Raw genomic sequence first — 20,636 nt, 5'->3', positions numbered from 1 at the left:
TCTCGTAACAGGCCCGAGCCGGGGATGCCGACGCCCACCAGGATGAGGGTGACATGCATGCGACAGCACTTCCATCACGTCGCCGGCGAAGTCCAGGGCGATCAACAAATTCCGTTCGGTCAAGCTTTCAAAGCCATGCATCCGCCCCGTGGCCAGCAGGTGCTGCAACCCGGGACGGTGTCGCTGCCCCGCCCGCCAGGTGAACCCGCGAACCGGCACCGATGCGATGGCCGGGACACTGGCCAGCTCCTGGACCGGACAGATCACATCCGCTTGTGCGGCCTTCCATTTCGCCGTCCACCGCCGTGCCCACCGCGGATTCGTGTCCAGCCTCCCCGCCGCGGCCGGATCGATGGCGTACGGCGCGATGAGGTCATCCGGGGCGCAGCTGTGCGACCACACCTGCCCGGGATTTAATCTGCGGAGCACGGACCGTAACCTTCATGCCCCCAGAACAGCCCGCTCGCCCCGCCTCCCGTGCGACTTCCCCGAAGACTCAGCAGGTCAACGGGGCAGCCGCTACCCTGCGGGCCAACACTGGCGCTCAGACGGGCCAACTCAAGCGCCAAAGGGCCAACTCGGACGCTCAGTGTCAGGCCCAAGGTGTCGTACAGTGAAAATCTTTGCATAAAACTGCATCACTGCGTATAGTCATGCCATCGACTAGGAGGATATCGATGGTGGTACGTGCGGCAGTGGCAGGGGCGAGCGGATATGCCGGCGGGGAACTGCTCCGCCTGCTCCTCACCCACCCCGGGGTCGAGATCGGTGCCCTCACCGGCCACTCCAACGCGGGACAGAAGCTCGGCGCGCTCCAACCGCACCTGAGGCCGCTCGCGGACCGAGTGCTCCTGCCGACCACGGCGGACGTCCTCGCCGGGCACGACGTCGTCTTCCTGGCCCTGCCCCACGGGCAGTCCGCCGCCGTGGCGGAGCAGCTCGGCGACGACGTGCTCGTCGTCGACATGGGCGCCGACTTCCGGCTGAAGGACGCCGCCGACTGGGAGAAGTTCTACGGATCGCCGCACGCCGGCACCTGGCCCTACGGCCTTCCTGAGCTGCCAGGGGCCCGCGCCGCACTGGCGGGGACCAAGCGCATCGCCGTCCCCGGCTGCTACCCGACGGCCGTCTCCCTCGCGCTCTTCCCGGCCTACGAGGCCGGTCTCGCCGAGCCCGAGGCCGTCGTCGTCGCCGCGTCCGGCACCTCCGGCGCGGGCAAGGCGGCCAAGCCGCACCTGCTCGGCTCCGAGGTCATGGGCAACATGTCCCCGTACGGCGTCGGCGGTGGACACCGGCACACGCCCGAGATGATCCAGAACCTCGGCGCAGTCGCCGGCGAACCCGTCACCGTGTCCTTCACACCGACCCTCGCGCCCATGCCCCGCGGCATCCTCGCCACGTGCAGCGCGAAGGCGAAGCCGGGGGTGAACGCCGAGTCGCTCCGCGCCGTCTACGAGAAGGCCTTCGCGGACGAGCCGTTCGTCGACCTGCTGCCCGAGGGCCAGTGGCCCGCGACGGCGGCCGTGTACGGATCCAACGCTGTCCAGATCCAGGTCGCCCACGACGAGGCGGCCGGCCGGATCATCGTGATCAGCGCCATCGACAACCTCGCCAAGGGCACCGCTTCCGGCGCCCTGCAGAGCATGAACATCGCCCTCGGACTTCCCGAGGACACGGGCCTCTCCACGATCGGGACCGCACCGTGAGGGACACCCGCGCGGCCGCCGGGCCGTGGGGGACGAAGAACACCGCGCCGCCGTGCCGGGCGGGCGGAGAGACGAACGAGGAGATGCAGTGAGCGTCACGGCAGCCAAGGGATTCACGGCGGCGGGTATCGCCGCCGGGATCAAGGAGAGCGGCGGACCGGACCTGGCCCTCGTGGTCAACAACGGGCCCCGCCGCGCCGCCGCGGGCGTCTTCACCTCCAACCGCGTCAAGGCCGCACCCGTCCTCTGGTCGGAACAGGTCCTCAAGGGTGGTGAGGTGACCGCCGTCGTCCTCAACTCCGGTGGTGCCAACGCCTGTACGGGCCCCCGGGGCTTCCAGGACACCCACGCCACCGCCGAGAAGGCCGCCGAGGTCCTCACCGGCCACAGCGCGGGCGAGATCGCGGTCGCGTCGACCGGACTCATCGGCCTGCCCCTCCCGATGGACAAACTGCTGCCCGGCATCGAGAAGGCCGCCGCCGCACTCGGCGAGCACGGCGGCGAGCGGGCGGCCATCGCCATCAAGACCACCGACACCGTGCACAAGACGGCCGTCGCGGGCGGCGAGGGATGGACCGTCGGCGGGATGGCCAAGGGCGCGGGCATGCTCGCCCCCGGCCTCGCCACCATGCTGGTCGTCCTCACCACCGACGCCGACGTCGACGCCCCCGCGCTCGACGCCGCGCTGCGCGACGCCACCCGCACCACCTTCGACCGGGTCGACTCCGACGGCTGCATGTCGACCAACGACACCGTGCTGCTGCTCGCCTCGGGCGCCGCCGGGGTCACCCCGCCGCAGGAGGAGTTCGCCGAAGCCGTACGGACCGTCTGCGCGGACCTCGCCCGACAGCTGATCGGTGACGCCGAGGGCTCCTCCAAGGACATCCGCATCGAGGTCGTGGGCGCGGCCACCGAGGACGACGCCGTCGAGGTGGGCCGCAGCATCGCCCGCAACAACCTCCTCAAGTGCGCCATCCACGGCGAGGACCCCAACTGGGGCCGGGTCCTCTCCGCGATCGGCACCACGAAGGCCGCCTTCGACCCGGACCGGCTCAACGTCGCCATCAACGACGTCTGGGTGTGCAGGAACGGCAGCGTCGGTGAGGACCGCGAGCTCGTCGACATGCGCTACCGGGAGGTCCGGATCACCGCGGACCTCGCCGAGGGCGACGGGACGGCCGTCATCTGGGCCAACGACCTCACCGCCGAGTACGTCCACGAGAACAGCGCGTACAGCTCATGAGCGCCGCGAGGAAGCACACCGCGCTGCCCAAGGCGCAGATCCTCATCGAGGCGCTGCCCTGGCTGACCCGCCACAACGGCAAGACCGTCGTCATCAAGTTCGGCGGCAACGCCATGATCGACGAGGAGCTGAAGGCCGCCTTCGCCCAGGACGTCGTCTTCCTGCGGCACGCCGGTCTCCAGCCCGTCGTCGTGCACGGCGGCGGCCCGCAGATCAGCGCCCAGCTCGACAAGCAGGGCCTGGTCAGCGAATTCAAGGCCGGTCTCCGCGTCACGACGCCCGAGGCGATGGACGTCGTCCGCATGGTGCTGGCCGGACAGGTCCAGCGGGAGCTCGTCGGCCTGCTCAACCAGCACGGACCGCTGGCCGTCGGCATGACGGGCGAGGACGCCCACACGATCACCGCCACCCAGCACCGCCCGGTGATCGACGGCGAAGCCGTGGACATCGGCCGGGTCGGCGAGATCACCGCCATCGACACCGGGGCCATCCAGGCACTGCTGGACGACGGCCGGATCCCGGTCATCTCCTCCATCGCGCGGTCGGCCGAGGACAACCACGTCTACAACGTCAACGCCGACACCGCCGCCGCCGCACTCGCCGCAGCGCTGAACGCCGAGACGCTGATGGTCCTCACCGACGTCGAGGGCCTGTACGAGGACTGGCCGAACAGCGACGACGTGATCAGCCGCCTCACCGCCACCGAGCTGGAGAAGCTGCTGCCCGATCTGTCCAGCGGCATGGTCCCCAAGATGCAGGGCTGCCTGCACGCCGTACGCAACGGGGTCGAGACGGCCCGCGTCATCGACGGCCGGGTCCAGCACTCGATCCTGCTGGAGATCTTCACCGACGAGGGAATCGGGACGATGGTCGTGCCCGACGCACGGACCGTACAGGGGGAGTCATGAGCAACCAGGAGTTCACACAGCGCTGGCAGGGCGCACTCATGGACAACTACGGCACGCCGCAGCTGTCCCTGGTGCGCGGTGCCGGAGCCCGGGTGTGGGACGCCGACGGCACCGAATACCTCGACTTCGTCGGCGGGATCGCGGTCAACGCCCTCGGTCACGCCCACCCGGCCGTCGTCGGGGCCGTCTCCCGCCAGATCGGCTCGCTCGGCCACGTCTCCAACCTCTTCATCGCCGAACCGCCCGTCGAGCTCGCCGAGCGGCTGCTCCAGCTCTTCGGCCGCGCGGGCCGGGTCTACTTCTCCAACTCCGGTGCCGAGGCCAACGAGGCCGCCTTCAAGATCGGCCGGCTCACCGGGCGCGGCCACATGGTCGCCACCGACGGCGGCTTCCACGGCCGGACCATGGGCGCCCTCGCCCTCACCGGCCAGCCCAAGAAGCGCGAGGGCTTCCTCCCGCTGCCCGGCGACGTCACCCATGTGCCGTACGGGGACGTCGAGGCGCTCCGGGCCGCGGTGACCACCGGCACGGCACTGCTGATCATCGAGCCCATGCAGGGCGAGAACGGTGTGGTCGTCCCGCCCAGGGGCTATCTGGAGGCCGCCCGTGAGATCACCCGGGCCACCGGCACGCTGCTGGTCCTGGACGAGGTGCAGACCGGGATCGGCCGCTGCGGCCACTGGTTCGAGCACCAGGCCCACCAGGGCGTCGAGCCCGACCTCGTCACGCTCGCCAAGGGCCTCGGCGGCGGACTGCCGATCGGCGCCACCGTGGCGTTCGGCGCGGCGGCCGACCTGCTGAAGCCCGGTCAGCACGGCACGACGTTCGGCGGCAACCCCGTCGCCTGCGCCGCCGGCCTCGCCGTCCTGGACACCCTCGCCGCCGACGGCGCCCTGGACGAGGTGAAGCGGCTCGGCGAGAAGATCAGGGACGGCGTCGAGGGCCTGGGGCACCCGCTGGTCTCCCACGTCCGCGGCTCCGGCCTGCTGCTGGGTATCGTGCTCACCGGGCCCCTCGCGGCGAAGGTGCAGCAGGCGGCTCAGGAAGCCGGACTCCTGGTGAACGCGCCCGCCCCCGATGTCGTACGGCTCATGCCGCCGCTGATCATCGGCGACGCCGAGGCCGACGCGTTCCTGCGGATCCTGCCGGGAGCTCTCGACGCGGCCTACGGGGACGGACGGTCCGCAGAGTGACGATCCGCAGAATGAGGCGACGACGATGACCGAGGCGCAGGAATCCGAGCACGGCGGGCCGTCGGTGCCACAGACCCGCACGGCACGCCACCGCAGGATCGTGGACATCCTGAACCGTCAGCCGGTGCGCTCGCAGAGCCAGCTGGCCAAGCTGCTCGCCGACGACGGGCTGAGCGTCACCCAGGCGACGCTCTCCCGCGACCTGGACGAGCTCGGCGCGGTGAAGATCCGCAACACCGGCGGCGAACTGATCTACGCGGTGCCCAGCGAGGGCGGCTTCCGCACCCCGCAGGCACCGCTCGGCGGGTCCGCGAAGGAGGAGCGGATGCGCAGGCTCTCCGCCGAACTGCTCATCTCCGCGGAGGCCTCGGCGAACCTGGTGGTGCTGCGTACGCCGCCGGGCGCCGCGCAGTTCCTCGCCTCGGCCATCGACCAGGCCGAACTCCGGGCGATCCTGGGCACGATCGCGGGGGACGACACGCTGATGCTGATCAGCCGTGACCCCAACGGCGGCCAGGCACTGGCCGACCACCTGCTGCGGCTCGCCCAGAACGACCGCTGACGGGCCGTCCGTCAGTAACGCGTGATCGCGGTCGGGCCGGACTCGGTCCCGACCGCGATGTGCGGCCGCCGGGCCGGGTCCGCCCAGGCCAGGATCCGGTCCATGACGGCCGCCGGCACGGAGACGCAGCCGGCGGTCGCCCCCTTGCCGTCGACGTGCAGGAAGATCCCGGCACCCCGGCCCCGGACCGGCCGGTCGTAGTTGAAGCCGATCACGAGCGCGCGGGCGTACTGCGTGCGGTACGCGACCAGGTGCTCGGCCTCGCCCGCCCGGCAGTGGGCCGGGAGCGGCTCCACCCAGCGGTTGTACGCACGGGACGCGTTGTCCTGGCACCACCACGAGCGGTCGTTGACCCGGCGGTACGGATAGCGGGTCCCGGCCGGGGCGGCCCCGGTGCCGAAGGCGTACGGCAGGTCGTAGAGGCCGGTGGGCGTGGTGTTCGTGCCCTGGGTACGGGTGGCGCCCTCGGCCAGGCCGTTCGCGCCGAAGCGGGCCGGCGCCGAACCTGCCGCCACCCACCTGCCCCACCGCCGGTCCCACCAGGTGACCGTGCCCGTGGTGGAGTCCGCGGCGGGGGCCTCGGCGGTGATCAGCTGGCTGCCGCCGCCCGTGTCGGCCAGCCGTTCCGGAAGGGGCGGCGGCTCCGCGGGGCGCGCCCCGAGTGACACCAGCACGAGCAGAACCGACAGGGCCGGCGAAGATCCACGCATGCTCCGGACCGTACTGCCCGTGCCGGAACCGCCCCACCGCACCTGCTCCGTACGGCCCAGCGCCGCACGCCGTGCCGTACGGCCTGGCGCCTACCCCGCGGACGTGGGCGCGGGCAGGCCGGGCAGCGGCAGGGGGAGACCGGGCAGCCCGTCGATGCTGGTGGCGATGTGGTCCTTCTTCCCGAAGTACGCGCTCAGGCTCGCGTCGTCCTCACGCCGGAAACGGTCGGCGTGCAGGGTCCGGTCCTCGTCGTACGCCATGAAGGGCACCCCGTATCCGCAGGTGTCCCGGATCAGTTCGGCCGTCACCACGATGATGGCGCGCAGCCCGTGCGGGGCCGGGTCGACCGTGGGGAAGTGGCCGAGGAGACCGGGGAACCGGGGGTCGTCGCGGAAGACCGGCTCACCGCGGCCGTGCACCCGGACGATGTTCGGAGGCCCCTGGAAGGCGCACCACATCAGGGTGATGCGGCCGTTCTCACGGAGATGGGCGATGGTCTCCGCGTTGCTCCCGGCGAAGTCCAGGTAGGCCACGGTCCGTTCGTCGATGACGGCGAAGGAACCGTTGACGCCCTTGGGGGAGAGATTGACCGTGCCGTCGGAGTCCAGGGGCGAGGTGGCGGTGAAGAAGATGTGCTGCTCCTCGATGAAGGTGCGCAGCCGTCCGTCGATACGCTCATGCGTTTTTCCCATGGGGCGAAGTCTCCGTCGACGACGCCGTCGCCGGTAGTGGGTTTCATCCACCGGGACCGGCGGGCGGCAGGGGCTCGTAGCGGGCGCGCTGCGCCTCATGGGCGACCTCGGGGTCCTCGTCCTCCTCCAGCGGGGCCAGCACGCGTTTGCGCAGGGCGAGGCTGTGGGCGCAGAGCAGGCGCAGGCCGGACCGCCGTACGTGCCGGGGGCGGTCCGGGGCAACCAGGCCTGCCAGCCACTCCTCCGGCACGAGCAGGACGTACGGCACCAGGGCCTTGCGGGCGGTGCGCACCACCGGCGGATGCGGGTCCTCCATGGCGGCCATCAGCTCGTCGGGGGAGACCGCGTCCAGCATGCGCAGTGCGGCGAGCGCCGCGGCCCGCACCCGGCCCTCCGGATGGGCCGTCAACGGCCGGAGCAGGGCCGCCGCGTCCGGCGCCCCGGACTCGGCCAGACCGAACAGCGCCCCGGGTGCGAGGCCGGGCGCGACCGGGTCGGCGCACAGCGCGCGGTAGAGATCCTGCGCGTCGCGGTCTTCGAGCCGCAGGACCAGGCGGGCGGCGGAACGCACCCCGGCCGACGGGTCCGCCAGGTGGAGCGCGGCCTCCGGACCCCGGCCCGCCCGGTGCAGCGCCGTCACGGCCGAGGACCGGGCCACGGCGGAGGAGGCGGTGAGCAGGGGGTCCAGGATCCGCTCCGGGTCACCGGCACGGACCCTGGCCAGCAGCGCGTCGGTGCACACGTGGCGGACGGCCCGGTCCCGGGCGGTGAGGGCGAGTTCGGTGAGATCGGCGGGTGTGAGGAGCCCTCGCTCCAGGGACAGCCGCGCCCCGAGGATCCGGACCCGGGCCAGCGGGCTGGCGCGGAGCCGGGCCGGGAGCGAGGCCGGCAGGGGCTGGGCGGCGGCCAGCACCCGCTCCAGGGCCCAGCCACCGTGCGGACGCAGGCTCAGACGCAGGGCCAGGGGTACCAGCTGCGAGGCCGCCGCCTCCGGTCCGTCCAGGGCCGCCCCCAGCACCCGGCGGGCCCGCTCCCGTACCCGCGGCCGGGAATCGGCGCAGCGCACCAGCAGCAGGGGCAGGAGGGCCGGCCGTCCCTGAGCGAAGGCCAGCGCCGCCTCCCGCGCCTGCCACCGGTCGTGGCAGAGGACGAGCGCGATCTCTGCCTCGGAGGGCGGGAACCGCGACCAGGTGACGTCGTGGGCCTCCTCGTCCCAGCGGGGAGCGGCGGCCCAGTCGACCGACCCGCGGCCGTCGGCGTGCCGCTCCCGGAGCAGGGACCGCAGCGGCCGGACCCCGCTCCGCCACGCGGTCGCCGACCGTATCCGCCGGTCGAGGTCCACCCACGCCTCAGGGTCGGCCGTGTCCAGCGCCGCGGCCAGGGGTTTACCGAGCAGGAGACGGTCCTGGGGCGGGAGGTACAGCGTGGGGGACAGGGGGACGAGGTTCCGCATGGGTCCAGCCTAGGGATCACGCACCCCTCCCACCAGCACCTTTGACAAACCATACAGAGGGCCGCATAGTTATACCTCGTCCTCGAAGATCGCGGCCCGGCACGGCCTCGCCCGATCCACGGCGTCACCGCCGCCTCCCCCTCCGTGCGCGCGGGGAGGCGGTCGCACACCCACCCCTTGCACTCCCGAGGAGCACGCAGTGAGCAACGGCACCGGCAACAGCGACGTACGCCTCTGGGGCGGCCGTTTCGCCGACGGCCCCGCCGAGGCGCTGGCCAAGCTGTCCGCCTCCGTCCACTTCGACTGGCGGCTCGCCCCGTACGACATCGCCGGCTCCCGCGCCCACGCGCGTGTCCTCAACAAGGCGGGCCTGCTCACCGAGGACGAGCTGACCCGCATGATCGCCGGACTCGACGCGCTCGAAGCGGCCGTCGCCGACGGTTCGTTCACCGGAACGATCGCGGACGAGGACGTCCACACCGCGCTGGAGCGCGGCCTCCTGGAGCGCCTCGGCCCGGACCTCGGTGGCAAGCTGCGGGCCGGCCGGTCCCGCAACGACCAGGTCGCCACGCTCTTCCGGATGTACCTGCGCGACCACGCCCGGATCATCGGCGGGCTGATCGCCGAGCTCCAGGACGCCCTCGTCGGGCTCGCCGAGGCGCACCCGGACGTGGCCATGCCGGGCCGCACGCACCTCCAGCACGCCCAGCCCGTCCTGTTCGCCCACCACGTCCTGGCCCATGCGCAGCCCCTGATCCGGGACGCCGAGCGGCTGCGCCAGTGGGACGAGCGGACCGCCGTGTCCCCGTACGGCTCCGGCGCGCTGGCCGGGTCGTCCCTCGGGCTCGACCCGGAGGCCGTCGCGGCTGACCTCGGCTTCGAGCACGGCTCCGTCGCCAACTCCATCGACGGCACCGCGTCCCGCGACTTCGTCGCCGAGTTCGCGTTCATCACCGCGATGATCGGCATCAACCTCTCCCGGATCGCGGAGGAGGTCATCATCTGGAACACGAAGGAGTTCTCCTTCGTCACCCTGCACGACGCCTTCTCCACCGGGTCGTCGATCATGCCGCAGAAGAAGAACCCGGACATCGCCGAGCTGGCCCGAGGCAAGTCCGGCCGTCTCATCGGCAACCTCACCGGCCTGATGGCGACGCTCAAGGCACTCCCGCTCGCGTACAACCGCGACCTGCAGGAGGACAAGGAGCCCGTCTTCGACTCCTGCGACCAGCTGGAGGTCCTGCTCCCCGCCTTCACCGGCATGATGGCCACGCTCACCGTCCACCGGGAGCGCATGGAGGAGCTGGCCCCGGCCGGCTTCTCGCTCGCCACGGACATCGCCGAGTGGCTGGTCAGGCAGGGCGTCCCCTTCCGGGTCGCGCACGAGGTCGCGGGCGAGTGCGTCAAGGTCTGCGAGCAGCAGGGCATCGAGCTCGAGGAACTGACGGACGAGCAGTTCGCCAAGATCTCCGAGCACCTCACCCCCGAGGTGCGCACGGTGCTGAACGTGCCCGGCGCCCTGGCCTCCCGGGACGGTCGCGGCGGCACGGCCCCGTCGGCCGTCGCCGTACAGCTCGCCGAGGTGAAGGCCGACCTGGTGACGCAGCACGCCTGGGCGACCGCGCGCCGCTGATTCACAGGCATCGCGGGCTACGTTGACGGGAAGGCGTTCGGAACCGACCCAGAGGAGCCCGCGATGCCCTTCGCCCGCCTGAACCGAGCGACCACCCCGACCGCGCACATCGGACTGGGCCTGGCCGCCGTAGGCAGGCCCGGCTACATCAACCTGCACCGCGACCGGGACCTCCCGGCCGACCGCAGCGTGGACGCGTTGCGCGCCCGCACCCACGAGCTCCTGGACGCGGCCTACGCGCAGGGCGTCCGCTACTTCGACGCGGCCCGCTCCTACGGCCGCTCCGAGGAGTTCCTCGCCGACTGGCTGACCGCCCGCCCCGACGCGGCGGACGTGGTCGTCGGCAGCAAGTGGGGCTACACCTACACCGCCGACTGGCGGGTCGACGCCGAGGCGCACGAGGTGAAGGACCACGGCCTCGCCACGTTCGAACGGCAGCGCGCCGAGAGCGCCGGACTGCTCGGCGACCGGCTCGACCTCTACCAGATCCACTCGGTGACCGCCGACAGCCCGGCGCTGAGTGACAAGGACCTGCACGCCCGCCTGGCAGCCCTGGCCGCCGAGGGCACCACCGTCGGGATCTCCACCAGCGGCCCCGCCCAGGGCGACGCCATCCTGGCCGCCCTGGCCGTGACGGTGGACGGCGAGCCCCTCTTCCGCACGGTCCAGGCCACCTACAACGCTCTGGAGACCTCCGCGGGCCCGGCACTCGCCGAGGCGCACGACGCCGGGCTCACCGTCATCGTCAAGGAAGCCATGGCCAACGGCAGGCTGGCCGGGTCCGAAGCCCCCGCCGTCGTCCAGGAGATCGCCGCCGAGGCGGAACTGGGCGCGGACGCCGTCGCCCTGGCCTTCGTGCTCCACCGGCCGTGGGCGGGCGTCGTCCTGTCCGGTGCGGCCACCGTCACCCAGCTCGCCGGCAACCTGCACGCCCCGCTCCTCGACCTGGACACCGAACGCCTCGACCGGCTGGACGCCCTGGTGGAGGAGCCGGAGGCGTACTGGCGGCACCGCTCCACGCTGCCCTGGAGCTGAGCCCGGGTCACGCCCAGCCGGCGAGCGCGTCGAAGTCGGCCCGCACCAGCCCCACCCGGGGGTCGACCGGACGCAGCAGCGCCCGCCCCGGGTGGTGCCCCGCCACCCAGCCCGTGTCGAGGTCCGTGATCTCGTCGTCGACCCAGGCGAACGGCCGCCCGGCCGCGTACTCCACGACGTACCGCGTCTTCCAGTACGTCCCGTCCCCGGTGGCGCCGTGCATCGCCGGCCAGTCGATGTAGGGCAGGGGCGGCAGCCCCAGGTGCGGGCCGATCCACTCGTTGGCCTCGTTCTTCCAGGTGGTCGCCCAGACGAGTTCGTACCGGCCGGTGAGGGCGAGCAGCTCCTCGCCGTGCCCCGGGTTGAGCAGGACCGGGAGCGCGGGGCCCGCCGTCCACCCCGTCGGCCGCATGCGGTGCCGCCGGTAGCCCTGCGGCGGCTCGCGGCGGGAGAGCGCCTCGTACGGGTTCAGCGGACCGTCGATGTCGATCAGCAGCAGCGGCTTCATCGCCTCATGGTGCCCGCCCCGTCCCCGCCCGGGGCGTCCACGGCGAGTGGACAGGGCGAATGAGACATGCACGTCTCATGTGGGATAGTGTCGTCTCATGACTCTCGACCGTGAGCAGGTTCTGCGCAGCGCCGCGGCCCTGCTGACCCACAGATCCACGGCGACCATGGACGAGGTCGCCAAGGCGGCGGGCATCGGCCGCGCCACCCTGCACCGCCACTTCGCCGGGCGCGACGCCCTGGTCAGGGCGCTGGAGGACCTCGGCATCCGCGAATTCGAGGCCGCCCTGGACGCCGCCGCGCTCGACGAGGGAACCGCCGAGGAAGGTCTGCGGCGGCTCGTCGCCGCCGTCGAACCGGGTGCCGGGCTGCTGTCCTTCCTCGTCACCGAGAACCAGCTCTTCGAGGGCGACCAGGTGAACGACGGCTGGAACCGGCTCGACGCGCGGGTCTCCGCCTTCTTCCGGCGCGGACAGGAGCGCGGCGAATTCCGGATCGACCTCACCCCGGCCTGGCTGACCGAGGCCCTGTACGGGCTGATCGGCACCGGGGCGTGGGCCGTGCAGGTCGGACGGGTCGCCGGACAGGACTTCCAGTACATGATCGTCGAGTTGCTGCTCGGCGGAGCACGCCGGAGCGTGGAGAAATGAGCAGCACCTACGAGCAGGCCGACACCTCCGACGACCTGTACCACCCGGGCCGGTGGATCGCCCTCACCGTCCTCGTCCTGGCCGTGCTGCTGGTGGCCGTCGACGCCACCGTCCTCGGCCTGGCGACCCCGTTCCTCAGCGAGGACCTCGAACCGACCGGCACCCAGCTGCTCTGGATCGGTGACGTCTACTCCTTCGTCATCGCCGGGCTCCTGGTATCCATGGGCAGCCTCGGCGACCGCATCGGCCGCAAGAAGCTGCTGCTCTGCGGAGCCGTCGCGTTCGGCGCCGTCTCGGTCCTCAACGCCTACGCGACCACGCCCGAGATGATGATCGTGGCCCGGGCCCTGCTGGGTGTCGCGGGCGCCACCCTCATGCCGTCCACCCTCGCGCTGATCCGCAACCTCTTCCACGACCCGCGCGAGCGCAGCCTCGCCATCGGCATCTGGGGCGCCATGGCCTCCGCCGGTGCCGCGGTCGGCCCCGTCGTCGGCGGAGTCCTCCTGGAGCACTTCTGGTGGGGTTCCGTCTTCCTGATCAACCTGCCCGTCATGGCGGTGCTCGTCGTCGTCGGCATCAAGATGATCCCCGAGTCCAAGGACCCCGCCCCCGGCCCCTGGGACCTGCCCAGCGTGGGCCTCTCCCTCATCGGCATGATCGGCGTCGTGTACGCCATCAAGGACCTGGCGGCGCACGGGGTCAGCTGGCCCGTCGCCCTCTCAGCCGTCGGCGGCGTGCTCGCGCTCGTCTGGTTCGTACGGCGGCAGTTCCGGCTCCCCGCACCCCTGCTGGACATGCGGCTCTTCCACCACCGGGGCTTCTCGGGAGCGGTGCTCGCCGACCTGCTGACCATCCTCGGCCTGTCCGGCCTGGTCTTCTTCCTGTCCCAGTTCCTGCAACTGGTCCAGGGACGGGGACCACTGGAGGCCGGGCTCGCCGAGCTGCCCGCGGCGATCGGAGCGGTGACCGCCGGCCTGATGGCGGGCGCCGCCGCCCGCCGCTTCTCGGTGCGCTCCGTGGTGACCGGTGGGCTCGGGGCGATCGGCCTGGCGCTGGCCACGGTCACCGTCATCCACAAGGAGACCGGCTATCCGCTGATCGGCGCCCTGCTCCTGGTCGTGGGCGTCGGCGCGGGCTTCTCCTTCACCGTCACCGCCGACGTGATCCTCTCCAGCGTCCCCAAGCAGCACGCGGGCTCCGCGTCCGCGGTCTCCGAGACGGCGTACGAGCTCGGCGCGGCCCTCGGCATCGCGCTGCTCGGCTCCATCGTCACCGGCATCTACCAGGACTTCGCCACCCCGGACGGCGTATCGCCGGCCACCGCCGCGGCGGCCCACGAATCACTCGGCGGCGCCGTCGAAGTGGCCGAAGGGCTTCCGGCCCAGCAGGCGGACGCACTGGTCTGGGCGGCGCAGGAGTCGTTCGTCAACGGGCTGAGGGTCGCCGCGGGCGTCGGCGCCGCGGTGCTGCTCGCGACCGCCGTCGCCGCGTGGTTCCTGCTGCGCGGCCAGAAGCTGGAGGACGGCGTGGTGCCCTAGCGGTATTGCCCTGTGAGGTCGGGGACGCGAGGTCCACCTGCTCCCGTCCGGACAGGACGCGAGGTCCACCTGCTCCCGTCCGGACAGGACGCACGGTCCACCCGTACGGCGGGCGGACGAAAGGGCCCGTACCCCGCCATTCCGGGGTACGGGCCCTTTCACGCCGGGTTCGGCCCGATGATCAGGCGGCCTTGGCCTTCGTCGCGTACATGTCGACGTACTCCTGGCCGGACAGCCGCATCACCTCGGCCATCACCGAGTCCGTCACCGCCCGCAGGACGTAACGGTCGCGGTCCATGCCCTCGTAGCGGGAGAACTCCATCGGCTCACCGAAGCGGACCGTGACCTTGCCCGGACGGGGCAGACCGGCGCCGCCCGGCTGCAGCTTGTCCGTGCCGATCATCGCGAACGGCACCACCGGCGCACCCGTCATCAGCGTCAGCCGCGCGATGCCCGTACGGCCCCGGTAGAGGCGGCCGTCGGGGGAGCGGGTGCCCTCGGGGTAGATGGCGAAGGCGTTGCCCTCCTCCAGTACCCGGCGGCCCGTCATGAGCGCCGCGACGCCGCCGCGGCCCCCGTCCCGGTCCACCGGGATCATCCCGCAGCCGGTGAAGAACCAGGCCATCAGCCGGCCCTTGAGGCCCTTGCCGGTCACGTACTCGTCCTTGCCGATGTAGAACACCGGCCGGTCGCAGCAGATCGGCATGATCATCGAGTCGATGAACGTCAGGTGGTTGCCCGCGAGAATCACCGGCCCGGTTCCCGGGATGTTCTTGGCGCCTTCCACCTGGGGGCGGAACAGCAGGCGCAGGATCGGTCCGAGCACTGCCTTGATGACGGTGAGTCGGGACAACGCATCCTCCGGTGTAGTGGCCGGGCCGGCCGGGTCGGGTTCTCGTAAGGGTCTGTGCAGGTGAGGACGATACTCGCGGGTCCCGCCCGATCGCACATCGGGTTCACGAAGCGGATACGCAGTGTTGACGTGTGTTTCCGCCATGTTCGTCCACGAGCCGCCCCTCCGATGGCGTAGCTGCCTACGATCACGCCCCGGGGCCTCCCACCGGGCCTGTTGCCACACCCCGCCGTGCCGCCGCCGGCCGGCACGGCTCCGCCGCGCCGCACCGTTCGGCGGTCCACGACACCGGACCGCTCCCCGATCCTGCCCGGTCCGGACGGAAGACCCCAGCTCGACACGTGCCAGACATCACATGCGAGGAGCATTCATGACAGAGCGTGCGCAGACGAGCCCCGGCCGCCGGACCCTCCTGGGCGCGGCCGTGCTCGGCACGGCGGCCCTCGGACTGACCGGGACGGCGAACGCGGCCGAGCGGAACCGCGGCGGCAGCGGCCACGGCTCCTACCGGGACCTGCCCGTGCCGACCGTCATCGGCCACCGCGGCGCCAGCGGCTACCGGCCCGAGCACACCCTCGGCGCCTACCAGCTGGCCCTGGACATGGGCGCGCACATCGTCGAGCAGGACCTGGTGCCGACCAAGGACGGGCACCTGGTCTGCCGCCACGAGAACGACATCACCGGCACCACGGACGTCGCCGAGCACCCCGAGTTCGCCGGCCGCAGGACCACCAAGAAGGTCGACGGCGTCGCCCTCACCGGCTGGTTCACCGAGGACTTCACCCTCGCCGAGCTGAAGACGCTCCGCGCCAAGGAGCGCATCCCCGGCAACCGCCAGGAGAACACCCTCTACGACGGCCGCTGGGAGATCCCCACCTTCGAGGAGGTCCTGCGCTGGGCCGACCAGGAGGGACGCCGGCGCGGCAAGCCCGTCTGGCTCTACGTCGAGACCAAGCACCCCACCTACTTCCGGGGCCTCGGCCTGGGCCTGGAGGAGCCGCTCGCCCGGCTGCTGCGCCGCTACAACCGCCACCGCGCGAACTCCCCGCTGATCCTGCAGTCCTTCGAGCCGGGCTCCATGCTGCGGCTGTCGAAGCTCGTCGCCACCCCGCGGGTCGTCCTGCTGTCCGGGCCCACCTCCCGGCCGTGGGACTTCGTGGAGTCCGGCGACCCGCGCACCGTCGCCGACCTGGTGAAGCCCGCCGGGCTGAAGTGGATCGCCTCCTTCGCGCAGGGCCTCGGCCCCACCCTCGACCTGGTCATCCCGAAGGACGGCGCGGGCCGGCTGACGACGCCCACCACCCTGGTCGCGGACGCGCACGCGCGGGGCCTCGTCCTGCACCCGTACACGATGCGCAACGAGAACACCTTCCTGCCCGCCGATTTCCGGCGCGGCACCGACCCGAACGCCTACGGCGACGTGTTCGGCGCCCTGCGCGCGTACTTCGACGCGGGCATCGACGGGATCTTCTCCGACAACCCGGACACCGCCCTGCTCGCGGCGGCGGACTTCGCGAAGGACTGACCCACCGTCGTCAGCCGCCCGGCCGGGATGCCCCGGTCGGGTGGAGCTCCCCGCGCGGGGCAACCGGCCGGGCGCGGGGAGCGTTGACGGGGCATGACGCTTCCCGATCCTGCTCTCCGGGCCTCGGACACCGCCCGGCGAGCCACCGTCCGCGCCCTGGGCCCGCTGGTACGCGCGGAGGCGACGGCCGAGGCCCCCGCCGCCGGGATCGACGCCGCGGACCTGGAACAGGCAGTGTGGCTGCGGCTGCTGGAGCGCCCGGCCGGCCAGGGGCCGCCCGCGGACCCCGCCCGCTGGGTCCGCACCGCCGTCCGGGCCGAGGCCCGCCACGCCCGCCGCAGGGCCCGGCGCGAATACGCGTACGCGCCCGGCGGGCCCGCGGACGACGTGACCGGCTGCCCCGAGCGGATCGCCGTGGGCGCCGACGAACGCCGGGCGCTGCGCGCCGCGGTGGGCCGGCTGCCCGGGAGATGTCCCCGGCTGCTGGCGGCGATGCTGGCTCCCCACGATCCGACGTACCGGGAAATCGCAGGGGAGTTGGGTATGTCACAGGGCAGTTTGGGACCGATGCGTTCCCGATGCCTTGGATGTCTGCGCAGAATGCTCGCGGCGGAGGTTGTAGCTCCTGAACTGCGGGGAAAGGAGCGGTAGACAACCGGCGGACCAGGTGAGCGGGAGGCGTGCGCACATGGGCACGAGTGTGACCATCTCGGCGGCGACGGCACAGGACGTCGAGCAGATCTTCAGGCTCCAGTACCTCTGTTTCCAGAGCGAGGCGGAGCTGTACGGCAACTACCGGATCGACCCACTGATCCAGACCCTCGAATCGGTTCGCGGCGAAGTCGCCATGGACCTGGTGTTCGTGGCGCGGCTCGGCGAGGAAGTCGTCGGCTCGGTGCGCGGCTTCACCGACACGGACGGCACCGGCCGGATCGGCAAGCTCTGCGTCCATCCCCGTCTCCGCGGGCACGGCCTCGGCACCCGCCTCCTGAGCGCCGCCGAATCGGGCCTGGCGGACGGGCGTTCGGCCACCCGGTTCCGACTGCACACCGGGGAGCGCAGCGAGGGCAATCTGCGCCTCTACCGGAAGGCGGGCTACGCCAGGGTCGGCGACGCCACCGGCGAGGACGGCGTCCGCCTGATCCTGCTGGAGAAGGACGCCGCGGCACCGGCCTACGTCACCAGTGCCTGAAGGACGCCCGTAGCGTCACACGCTCCGCGCGCGGCGCAGCCAGATCATCCCGGTGACCGGCAGGATCACCGGGATGAACAGGTAGCCCATGCCGAAGTCCGACCACACCGTGGCATCGGGGAAGGCGGACGGCTCCGCCAGCGTCCAGGCCCCGACGACCAGTACGCCCGCGAGCTCGGCGGCACAGCACACCAGTGCCGCCCTGCGCGCCTTCTCTCCGCCCCGCACCAGCGAGTACGTGATGAAGCCGTATACGAGGGCGGCGGCGGCGGACAGCACGTACGCCAGCGGTGCCTTCCCGAAGTCCATGATCATCTCGACGGTCGAGCGGGACGCGGCGGCCACGGTGAACACCCCGTAGAACCAGACCAGCACCCGTCCGGGCCCGGAGCCCAGCTCGAACTGCTGCTTCGGCCGGGCGGCGGGGGCGGGCGCCCGGGTGCGGTCGGTGTCGGTCACGGTCAGCTTCCCCAGATGTCGTAGAGCCGCACTTCGAGCACGGCCAGCACGACCGCGCCCGCCGCCACCGTCACCGAACCCCAGCGGGTCCGCTCCGACAGCGACAGGAATCCCGCAGCCGGCACGGCCGTGAAGGATCCGATCAGATAGGCGATGAAGATCGTCATGCCCTGTTCCGGCCGCTCGCCCCGGGCCAGCTGCACGATCCCCACCAGCAGCTGGGCCAGCGCCAGGACGGAGACGACCGCCATGCCGATGAAGTGCCAGTCCTTCGTGGGCTGGTCCCGGTAGGCGGCGAGTCCGCACCAGGCGGCGAGGGCGAGCGCGGTCACGGCGACCGCGACCGTCAGGGCGTCAAGCATGTAGTGAGGGTATTACGGGCCCGGGGACGCGCCGCGTGCGGGCCCGTAGGGGGAGGACCCCCGCGGGGACGGGTGACGGGACAGGTGCGGGGCCTGTGCGGGAATCGTGGCCTTGGCCACAGCGACCGCACAGCCAGGGTCTGCCGCCCGCCGGGCCTGTGAGGCGATCGTACTCGTGTCGTCGCAGGTCACGGCGGTGTGGAGGGCTGCGCCCAGGGAGTGGTGAGGCGGGCGGAACCCCCATCCACGACTGTCCGCTATACGGACAGCCCGGATCGCCGGAACGTTACGTCTGTTTTACTTGGGCCCATGACCACGACGAGCTACCGCAGCCCTGCGACCGAGGCGATCACCACGCCCGGTGCTCGTTGTACGTGTCGAATGCGCGCCTTCTGAGGGTCCCCGCCCGAGCCTCGCGCCCCGAAGCGAGACCGAGCCCGTGCCGTCCGCACCCAGCGGATCGAGCCTGCCCGGGCATGTGCCGATCCCTGTGCCCACCGCCAGGACTCCCACCGGTCGGCCACCGAGACCGCTGATACCGCTGATACCGCTGAGAACCAGCCACTTCAGACGAATGCCCCGTGCCCGGCGGACACCGCGCCGCGCACTCGACAGTGACGGAAACCCCCTGTGATCACCACTTCGGGCCTCACGAAGGTCTACCAGTCACGCGGCCGTGAGGTCACCGCCCTCGACGGCGTCGACCTGCACGTCCGTGAGGGCGAGGTCTACGGCGTCATCGGACAGAGCGGTGCCGGCAAGTCCTCCCTCATCCGCTGCGTCAACCTGCTCGAACGCCCCACCGCGGGCACCGTGACGGTCGCCGGCCAGGACCTCACCGCCCTCGCGGGCCGGGGCAGGCGCGCCGGCAAGGAACTCCGCGAGGCGCGCAGCCGCATCGGCATGGTCTTCCAGCACTTCAACCTGCTGGCCTCGCGCACCGTCCAGGGCAACGTCGAACTGCCCCTGGAGATCCTCGGCGTCTCCGGACAGGCCCGCACCCGCAAGGCGCTCGAACTCCTCGGCCTGGTCGGCCTCGCCGACAAGGCCAAGGCCTACCCCGGACAGCTCTCCGGCGGCCAGAAGCAGCGCGTCGGCATCGCCCGCGCCCTGGCCGGCGACCCGAAGGTGCTGCTCTCCGACGAGGCGACCTCCGCACTCGACCCCGAGACCACCCGCTCCATCCTCCAGCTGCTGCGCGACCTCAACCAGGAGCTCGGCCTCACCGTCCTGCTCATCACGCACGAGATGGACGTCGTCAAGACGATCTGCGACTCGGCCGCGCTGATGAAGAAGGGCCGCGTCGTCGAGTCCGGCACGGTCGGCACCCTGCTGGCCACCCCCGGCTCCGAACTTGCCCACGAGCTGTTCCCCGTCGGCGGCACGGCCTCCGGCCCCGACCGTACGGTCGTCGACGTCACCTTCCACGGCGAGGCAGCCGCCCGCCCGGTGATCTCGCAGCTCTCCCGCACGTACAACATCGACATCTCGATCCTGGGCGCCGCGATGGACACCGTCGGCGGCAACCAGATCGGCCGGATGCGCATCGAGCTGCCCGGCCGCTTCGAGGAGAACGTCGTACCGATCGGCTTCCTGCGCGAGCAGGGCCTGCAGGCCGAGGTCGTGGACGGCGAACCCGCCGGCACCACCGGCATCCCCGCCCAGTCTCCCGCCCCGCTCAGCAAGGAGGTGGCGAAGTGACCTGGTCCGAAATGCAGCCACTGCTCACCCAGGGAACCATCGACACCCTGTACATGGTGCTCTGGTCCGCCGTCGTCACCGTCGCCGGCGGACTGCCCCTCGGCATCCTGCTGGTCCTCACCGACAAGGGCGGACTGCTCCGGAACGTCCTGGTGAACAAGGTCATCGGCGTGATCGTGAACATCGGCCGCTCACTGCCGTTCATCATCCTGCTGATCGCCCTGATCCCCTTCACCACCTGGATCGTCGGCACCTTCATCGGCCCGTCCGCGATGATCGTCCCGCTGGCCGTCGGCGCCATCCCGTTCTTCGCGCGGCTCGTCGAGACGGCCGTCCGCGAGGTCGACCACGGACTCGTCGAGGCCGTCCAGTCGATGGGCGGATCCATCCCCACGATCGTCCGCAAGGTCCTGCTGCCGCAGGCGCTGCCCTCGATCGTCTCCGGCGTCACCACCACCGTCATCGTGCTCATCGGCTACTCCGCGATGGCCGGCGCGGTCGGCGGCGAAGGACTGGGCTCCAAGGCCGTCACGTACGGATTCCAGCGCTTCGACAACCAGTTCATGCTCATCACGGTCGTGCTGCTGATCGTCATCGTGACCGTGATCCAGCTGATCGGCGACGGAGCCGTACGCCTGCTGGCCCGCCGGGGCCGCACCACCACCTGAGACCACTCTCCCCACGAGCCCGAACTCCTTGTCCGGGCGCACCAC

General features: G+C 71.8%; 21 protein-coding genes. 14 read left to right on the top strand and 7 right to left on the bottom strand.

The features are described 5' to 3' along the window. Window positions 1-677 precede the first annotated feature (677 nt). From argC to OG524_RS06465, 5 genes are all read left to right on the top strand, one after another. Window positions 678-1,706 (top strand): N-acetyl-gamma-glutamyl-phosphate reductase, encoded by a 1,029-nt coding sequence (gene argC / locus OG524_RS06485; protein ID WP_405391896.1) that lies wholly within the window; start codon window positions 678-680, stop codon window positions 1,704-1,706. Between the two features lie 88 nt (window positions 1,707-1,794). Next, window positions 1,795-2,949 carry a bifunctional glutamate N-acetyltransferase/amino-acid acetyltransferase ArgJ gene (gene argJ, locus OG524_RS06480; protein WP_405809412.1) on the top strand — a complete coding sequence of 385 codons (1,155 nt, stop codon included), beginning with the start codon at window positions 1,795-1,797 and terminating at the stop codon, window positions 2,947-2,949. Continuing rightward, window positions 2,946-3,857, top strand: coding sequence for an acetylglutamate kinase (gene argB / locus OG524_RS06475; RefSeq protein ID WP_405809410.1), 912 nt, complete (start codon window positions 2,946-2,948; stop codon window positions 3,855-3,857). Before argJ ends, argB begins: the two co-directional genes overlap by 4 nt. Beyond that, window positions 3,854-5,050 (top strand): acetylornithine transaminase, encoded by a 1,197-nt coding sequence (locus tag OG524_RS06470; RefSeq protein WP_405809408.1) that lies wholly within the window; start codon window positions 3,854-3,856, stop codon window positions 5,048-5,050. The genes argB and OG524_RS06470 overlap by 4 nt, the downstream gene beginning before the upstream one ends. 25 nt (window positions 5,051-5,075) lie before the next feature. Next, complete coding sequence (locus tag OG524_RS06465) at window positions 5,076-5,612, top strand: arginine repressor (RefSeq protein ID WP_056786755.1); 537 nt, start codon at window positions 5,076-5,078, stop codon at window positions 5,610-5,612. Between the two features lie 11 nt (window positions 5,613-5,623). Here OG524_RS06465 and OG524_RS06460 read toward each other — a convergent pair whose 3' ends face one another. From OG524_RS06460 to OG524_RS06450, 3 genes are all read right to left on the bottom strand, one after another. Continuing rightward, a complete protein-coding gene (locus OG524_RS06460) occupies window positions 5,624-6,322 on the bottom strand; it encodes a L,D-transpeptidase (protein ID WP_405391901.1) in 699 nt (232 codons plus the stop codon). A 90-nt stretch (window positions 6,323-6,412) separates the two neighbouring features. After that, window positions 6,413-7,015, bottom strand: a complete 603-nt coding sequence (locus tag OG524_RS06455) for a pyridoxamine 5'-phosphate oxidase family protein (RefSeq protein WP_405391902.1) — start codon at window positions 7,013-7,015, stop codon at window positions 6,413-6,415. 43 nt (window positions 7,016-7,058) lie between these two features. Next, the gene (locus OG524_RS06450) at window positions 7,059-8,468 is read right to left on the bottom strand and encodes a HEAT repeat domain-containing protein (RefSeq protein WP_405391903.1); all 1,410 of its coding nucleotides are present in this window, start codon (window positions 8,466-8,468) and stop codon (window positions 7,059-7,061) included. A 199-nt stretch (window positions 8,469-8,667) separates the two neighbouring features. Between OG524_RS06450 and argH the strand changes: the two genes are divergently transcribed. Next, window positions 8,668-10,101, top strand: coding sequence for an argininosuccinate lyase (argH, locus tag OG524_RS06445; RefSeq protein WP_405391904.1), 1,434 nt, complete (start codon window positions 8,668-8,670; stop codon window positions 10,099-10,101). A 63-nt stretch (window positions 10,102-10,164) separates the two neighbouring features. Further along, window positions 10,165-11,136 carry an aldo/keto reductase gene (locus tag OG524_RS06440; RefSeq protein WP_405809405.1) on the top strand — a complete coding sequence of 324 codons (972 nt, stop codon included), beginning with the start codon at window positions 10,165-10,167 and terminating at the stop codon, window positions 11,134-11,136. 7 nt (window positions 11,137-11,143) lie between these two features. Here the strand turns inward: OG524_RS06440 and OG524_RS06435 are convergent, their stop codons facing one another. Next, entirely contained in the window at window positions 11,144-11,644 is a 501-nt protein-coding gene (locus tag OG524_RS06435; RefSeq protein WP_405391906.1) for a hypothetical protein, read from the bottom strand. Between the two features lie 97 nt (window positions 11,645-11,741). Between OG524_RS06435 and OG524_RS06430 the strand changes: the two genes are divergently transcribed. Next, complete coding sequence (locus tag OG524_RS06430) at window positions 11,742-12,293, top strand: TetR/AcrR family transcriptional regulator (protein WP_405391907.1); 552 nt, start codon at window positions 11,742-11,744, stop codon at window positions 12,291-12,293. Further along, complete coding sequence (locus tag OG524_RS06425; RefSeq protein ID WP_405809403.1) at window positions 12,290-13,831, top strand: MFS transporter; 1,542 nt, start codon at window positions 12,290-12,292, stop codon at window positions 13,829-13,831. Before OG524_RS06430 ends, OG524_RS06425 begins: the two co-directional genes overlap by 4 nt. Window positions 13,832-14,012: 181 nt before the next feature. Here OG524_RS06425 and OG524_RS06420 read toward each other — a convergent pair whose 3' ends face one another. Further along, the gene (locus OG524_RS06420; protein WP_405391909.1) at window positions 14,013-14,684 is read right to left on the bottom strand and encodes a lysophospholipid acyltransferase family protein; all 672 of its coding nucleotides are present in this window, start codon (window positions 14,682-14,684) and stop codon (window positions 14,013-14,015) included. A 370-nt stretch (window positions 14,685-15,054) separates the two neighbouring features. On the opposite strand from OG524_RS06420, the gene OG524_RS06415 reads away from it, so the two are divergent. From OG524_RS06415 to OG524_RS06405, 3 genes are all read left to right on the top strand, one after another. Beyond that, window positions 15,055-16,209, top strand: coding sequence for a glycerophosphodiester phosphodiesterase (locus OG524_RS06415; RefSeq protein ID WP_405391910.1), 1,155 nt, complete (start codon window positions 15,055-15,057; stop codon window positions 16,207-16,209). 93 nt (window positions 16,210-16,302) lie between these two features. Further along, complete coding sequence (locus OG524_RS06410; protein ID WP_405809400.1) at window positions 16,303-16,860, top strand: sigma-70 family RNA polymerase sigma factor; 558 nt, start codon at window positions 16,303-16,305, stop codon at window positions 16,858-16,860. A gap of 37 nt (window positions 16,861-16,897) precedes the next feature. Further along, complete coding sequence (locus OG524_RS06405) at window positions 16,898-17,401, top strand: GNAT family N-acetyltransferase (protein WP_405809398.1); 504 nt, start codon at window positions 16,898-16,900, stop codon at window positions 17,399-17,401. Between the two features lie 15 nt (window positions 17,402-17,416). Here the strand turns inward: OG524_RS06405 and OG524_RS06400 are convergent, their stop codons facing one another. Next, the gene (locus OG524_RS06400) at window positions 17,417-17,860 is read right to left on the bottom strand and encodes a hypothetical protein (RefSeq protein WP_405391913.1); all 444 of its coding nucleotides are present in this window, start codon (window positions 17,858-17,860) and stop codon (window positions 17,417-17,419) included. 2 nt (window positions 17,861-17,862) lie between these two features. Then, on the bottom strand, window positions 17,863-18,222 hold the full coding sequence (locus OG524_RS06395) for a hypothetical protein (protein ID WP_405391914.1): 360 nt from the start codon (window positions 18,220-18,222) through the stop codon (window positions 17,863-17,865). A 630-nt stretch (window positions 18,223-18,852) separates the two neighbouring features. Here OG524_RS06395 and OG524_RS06390 point away from each other — a divergent pair. Then, window positions 18,853-19,923, top strand: a complete 1,071-nt coding sequence (locus OG524_RS06390) for a methionine ABC transporter ATP-binding protein (RefSeq protein ID WP_405391915.1) — start codon at window positions 18,853-18,855, stop codon at window positions 19,921-19,923. After that, the gene (locus tag OG524_RS06385) at window positions 19,920-20,591 is read left to right on the top strand and encodes a methionine ABC transporter permease (protein ID WP_405391916.1); all 672 of its coding nucleotides are present in this window, start codon (window positions 19,920-19,922) and stop codon (window positions 20,589-20,591) included. Before OG524_RS06390 ends, OG524_RS06385 begins: the two co-directional genes overlap by 4 nt. Window positions 20,592-20,636 lie beyond the last annotated feature (45 nt).

Origin of the sequence: Streptomyces sp. NBC_01520 (genome assembly GCF_045040375.1) — a bacterium.
In the GTDB taxonomy this organism is placed as follows: domain Bacteria; phylum Actinomycetota; class Actinomycetes; order Streptomycetales; family Streptomycetaceae; genus Streptomyces.
This window is presented reverse-complemented; position numbering and strand designations above follow the sequence as displayed.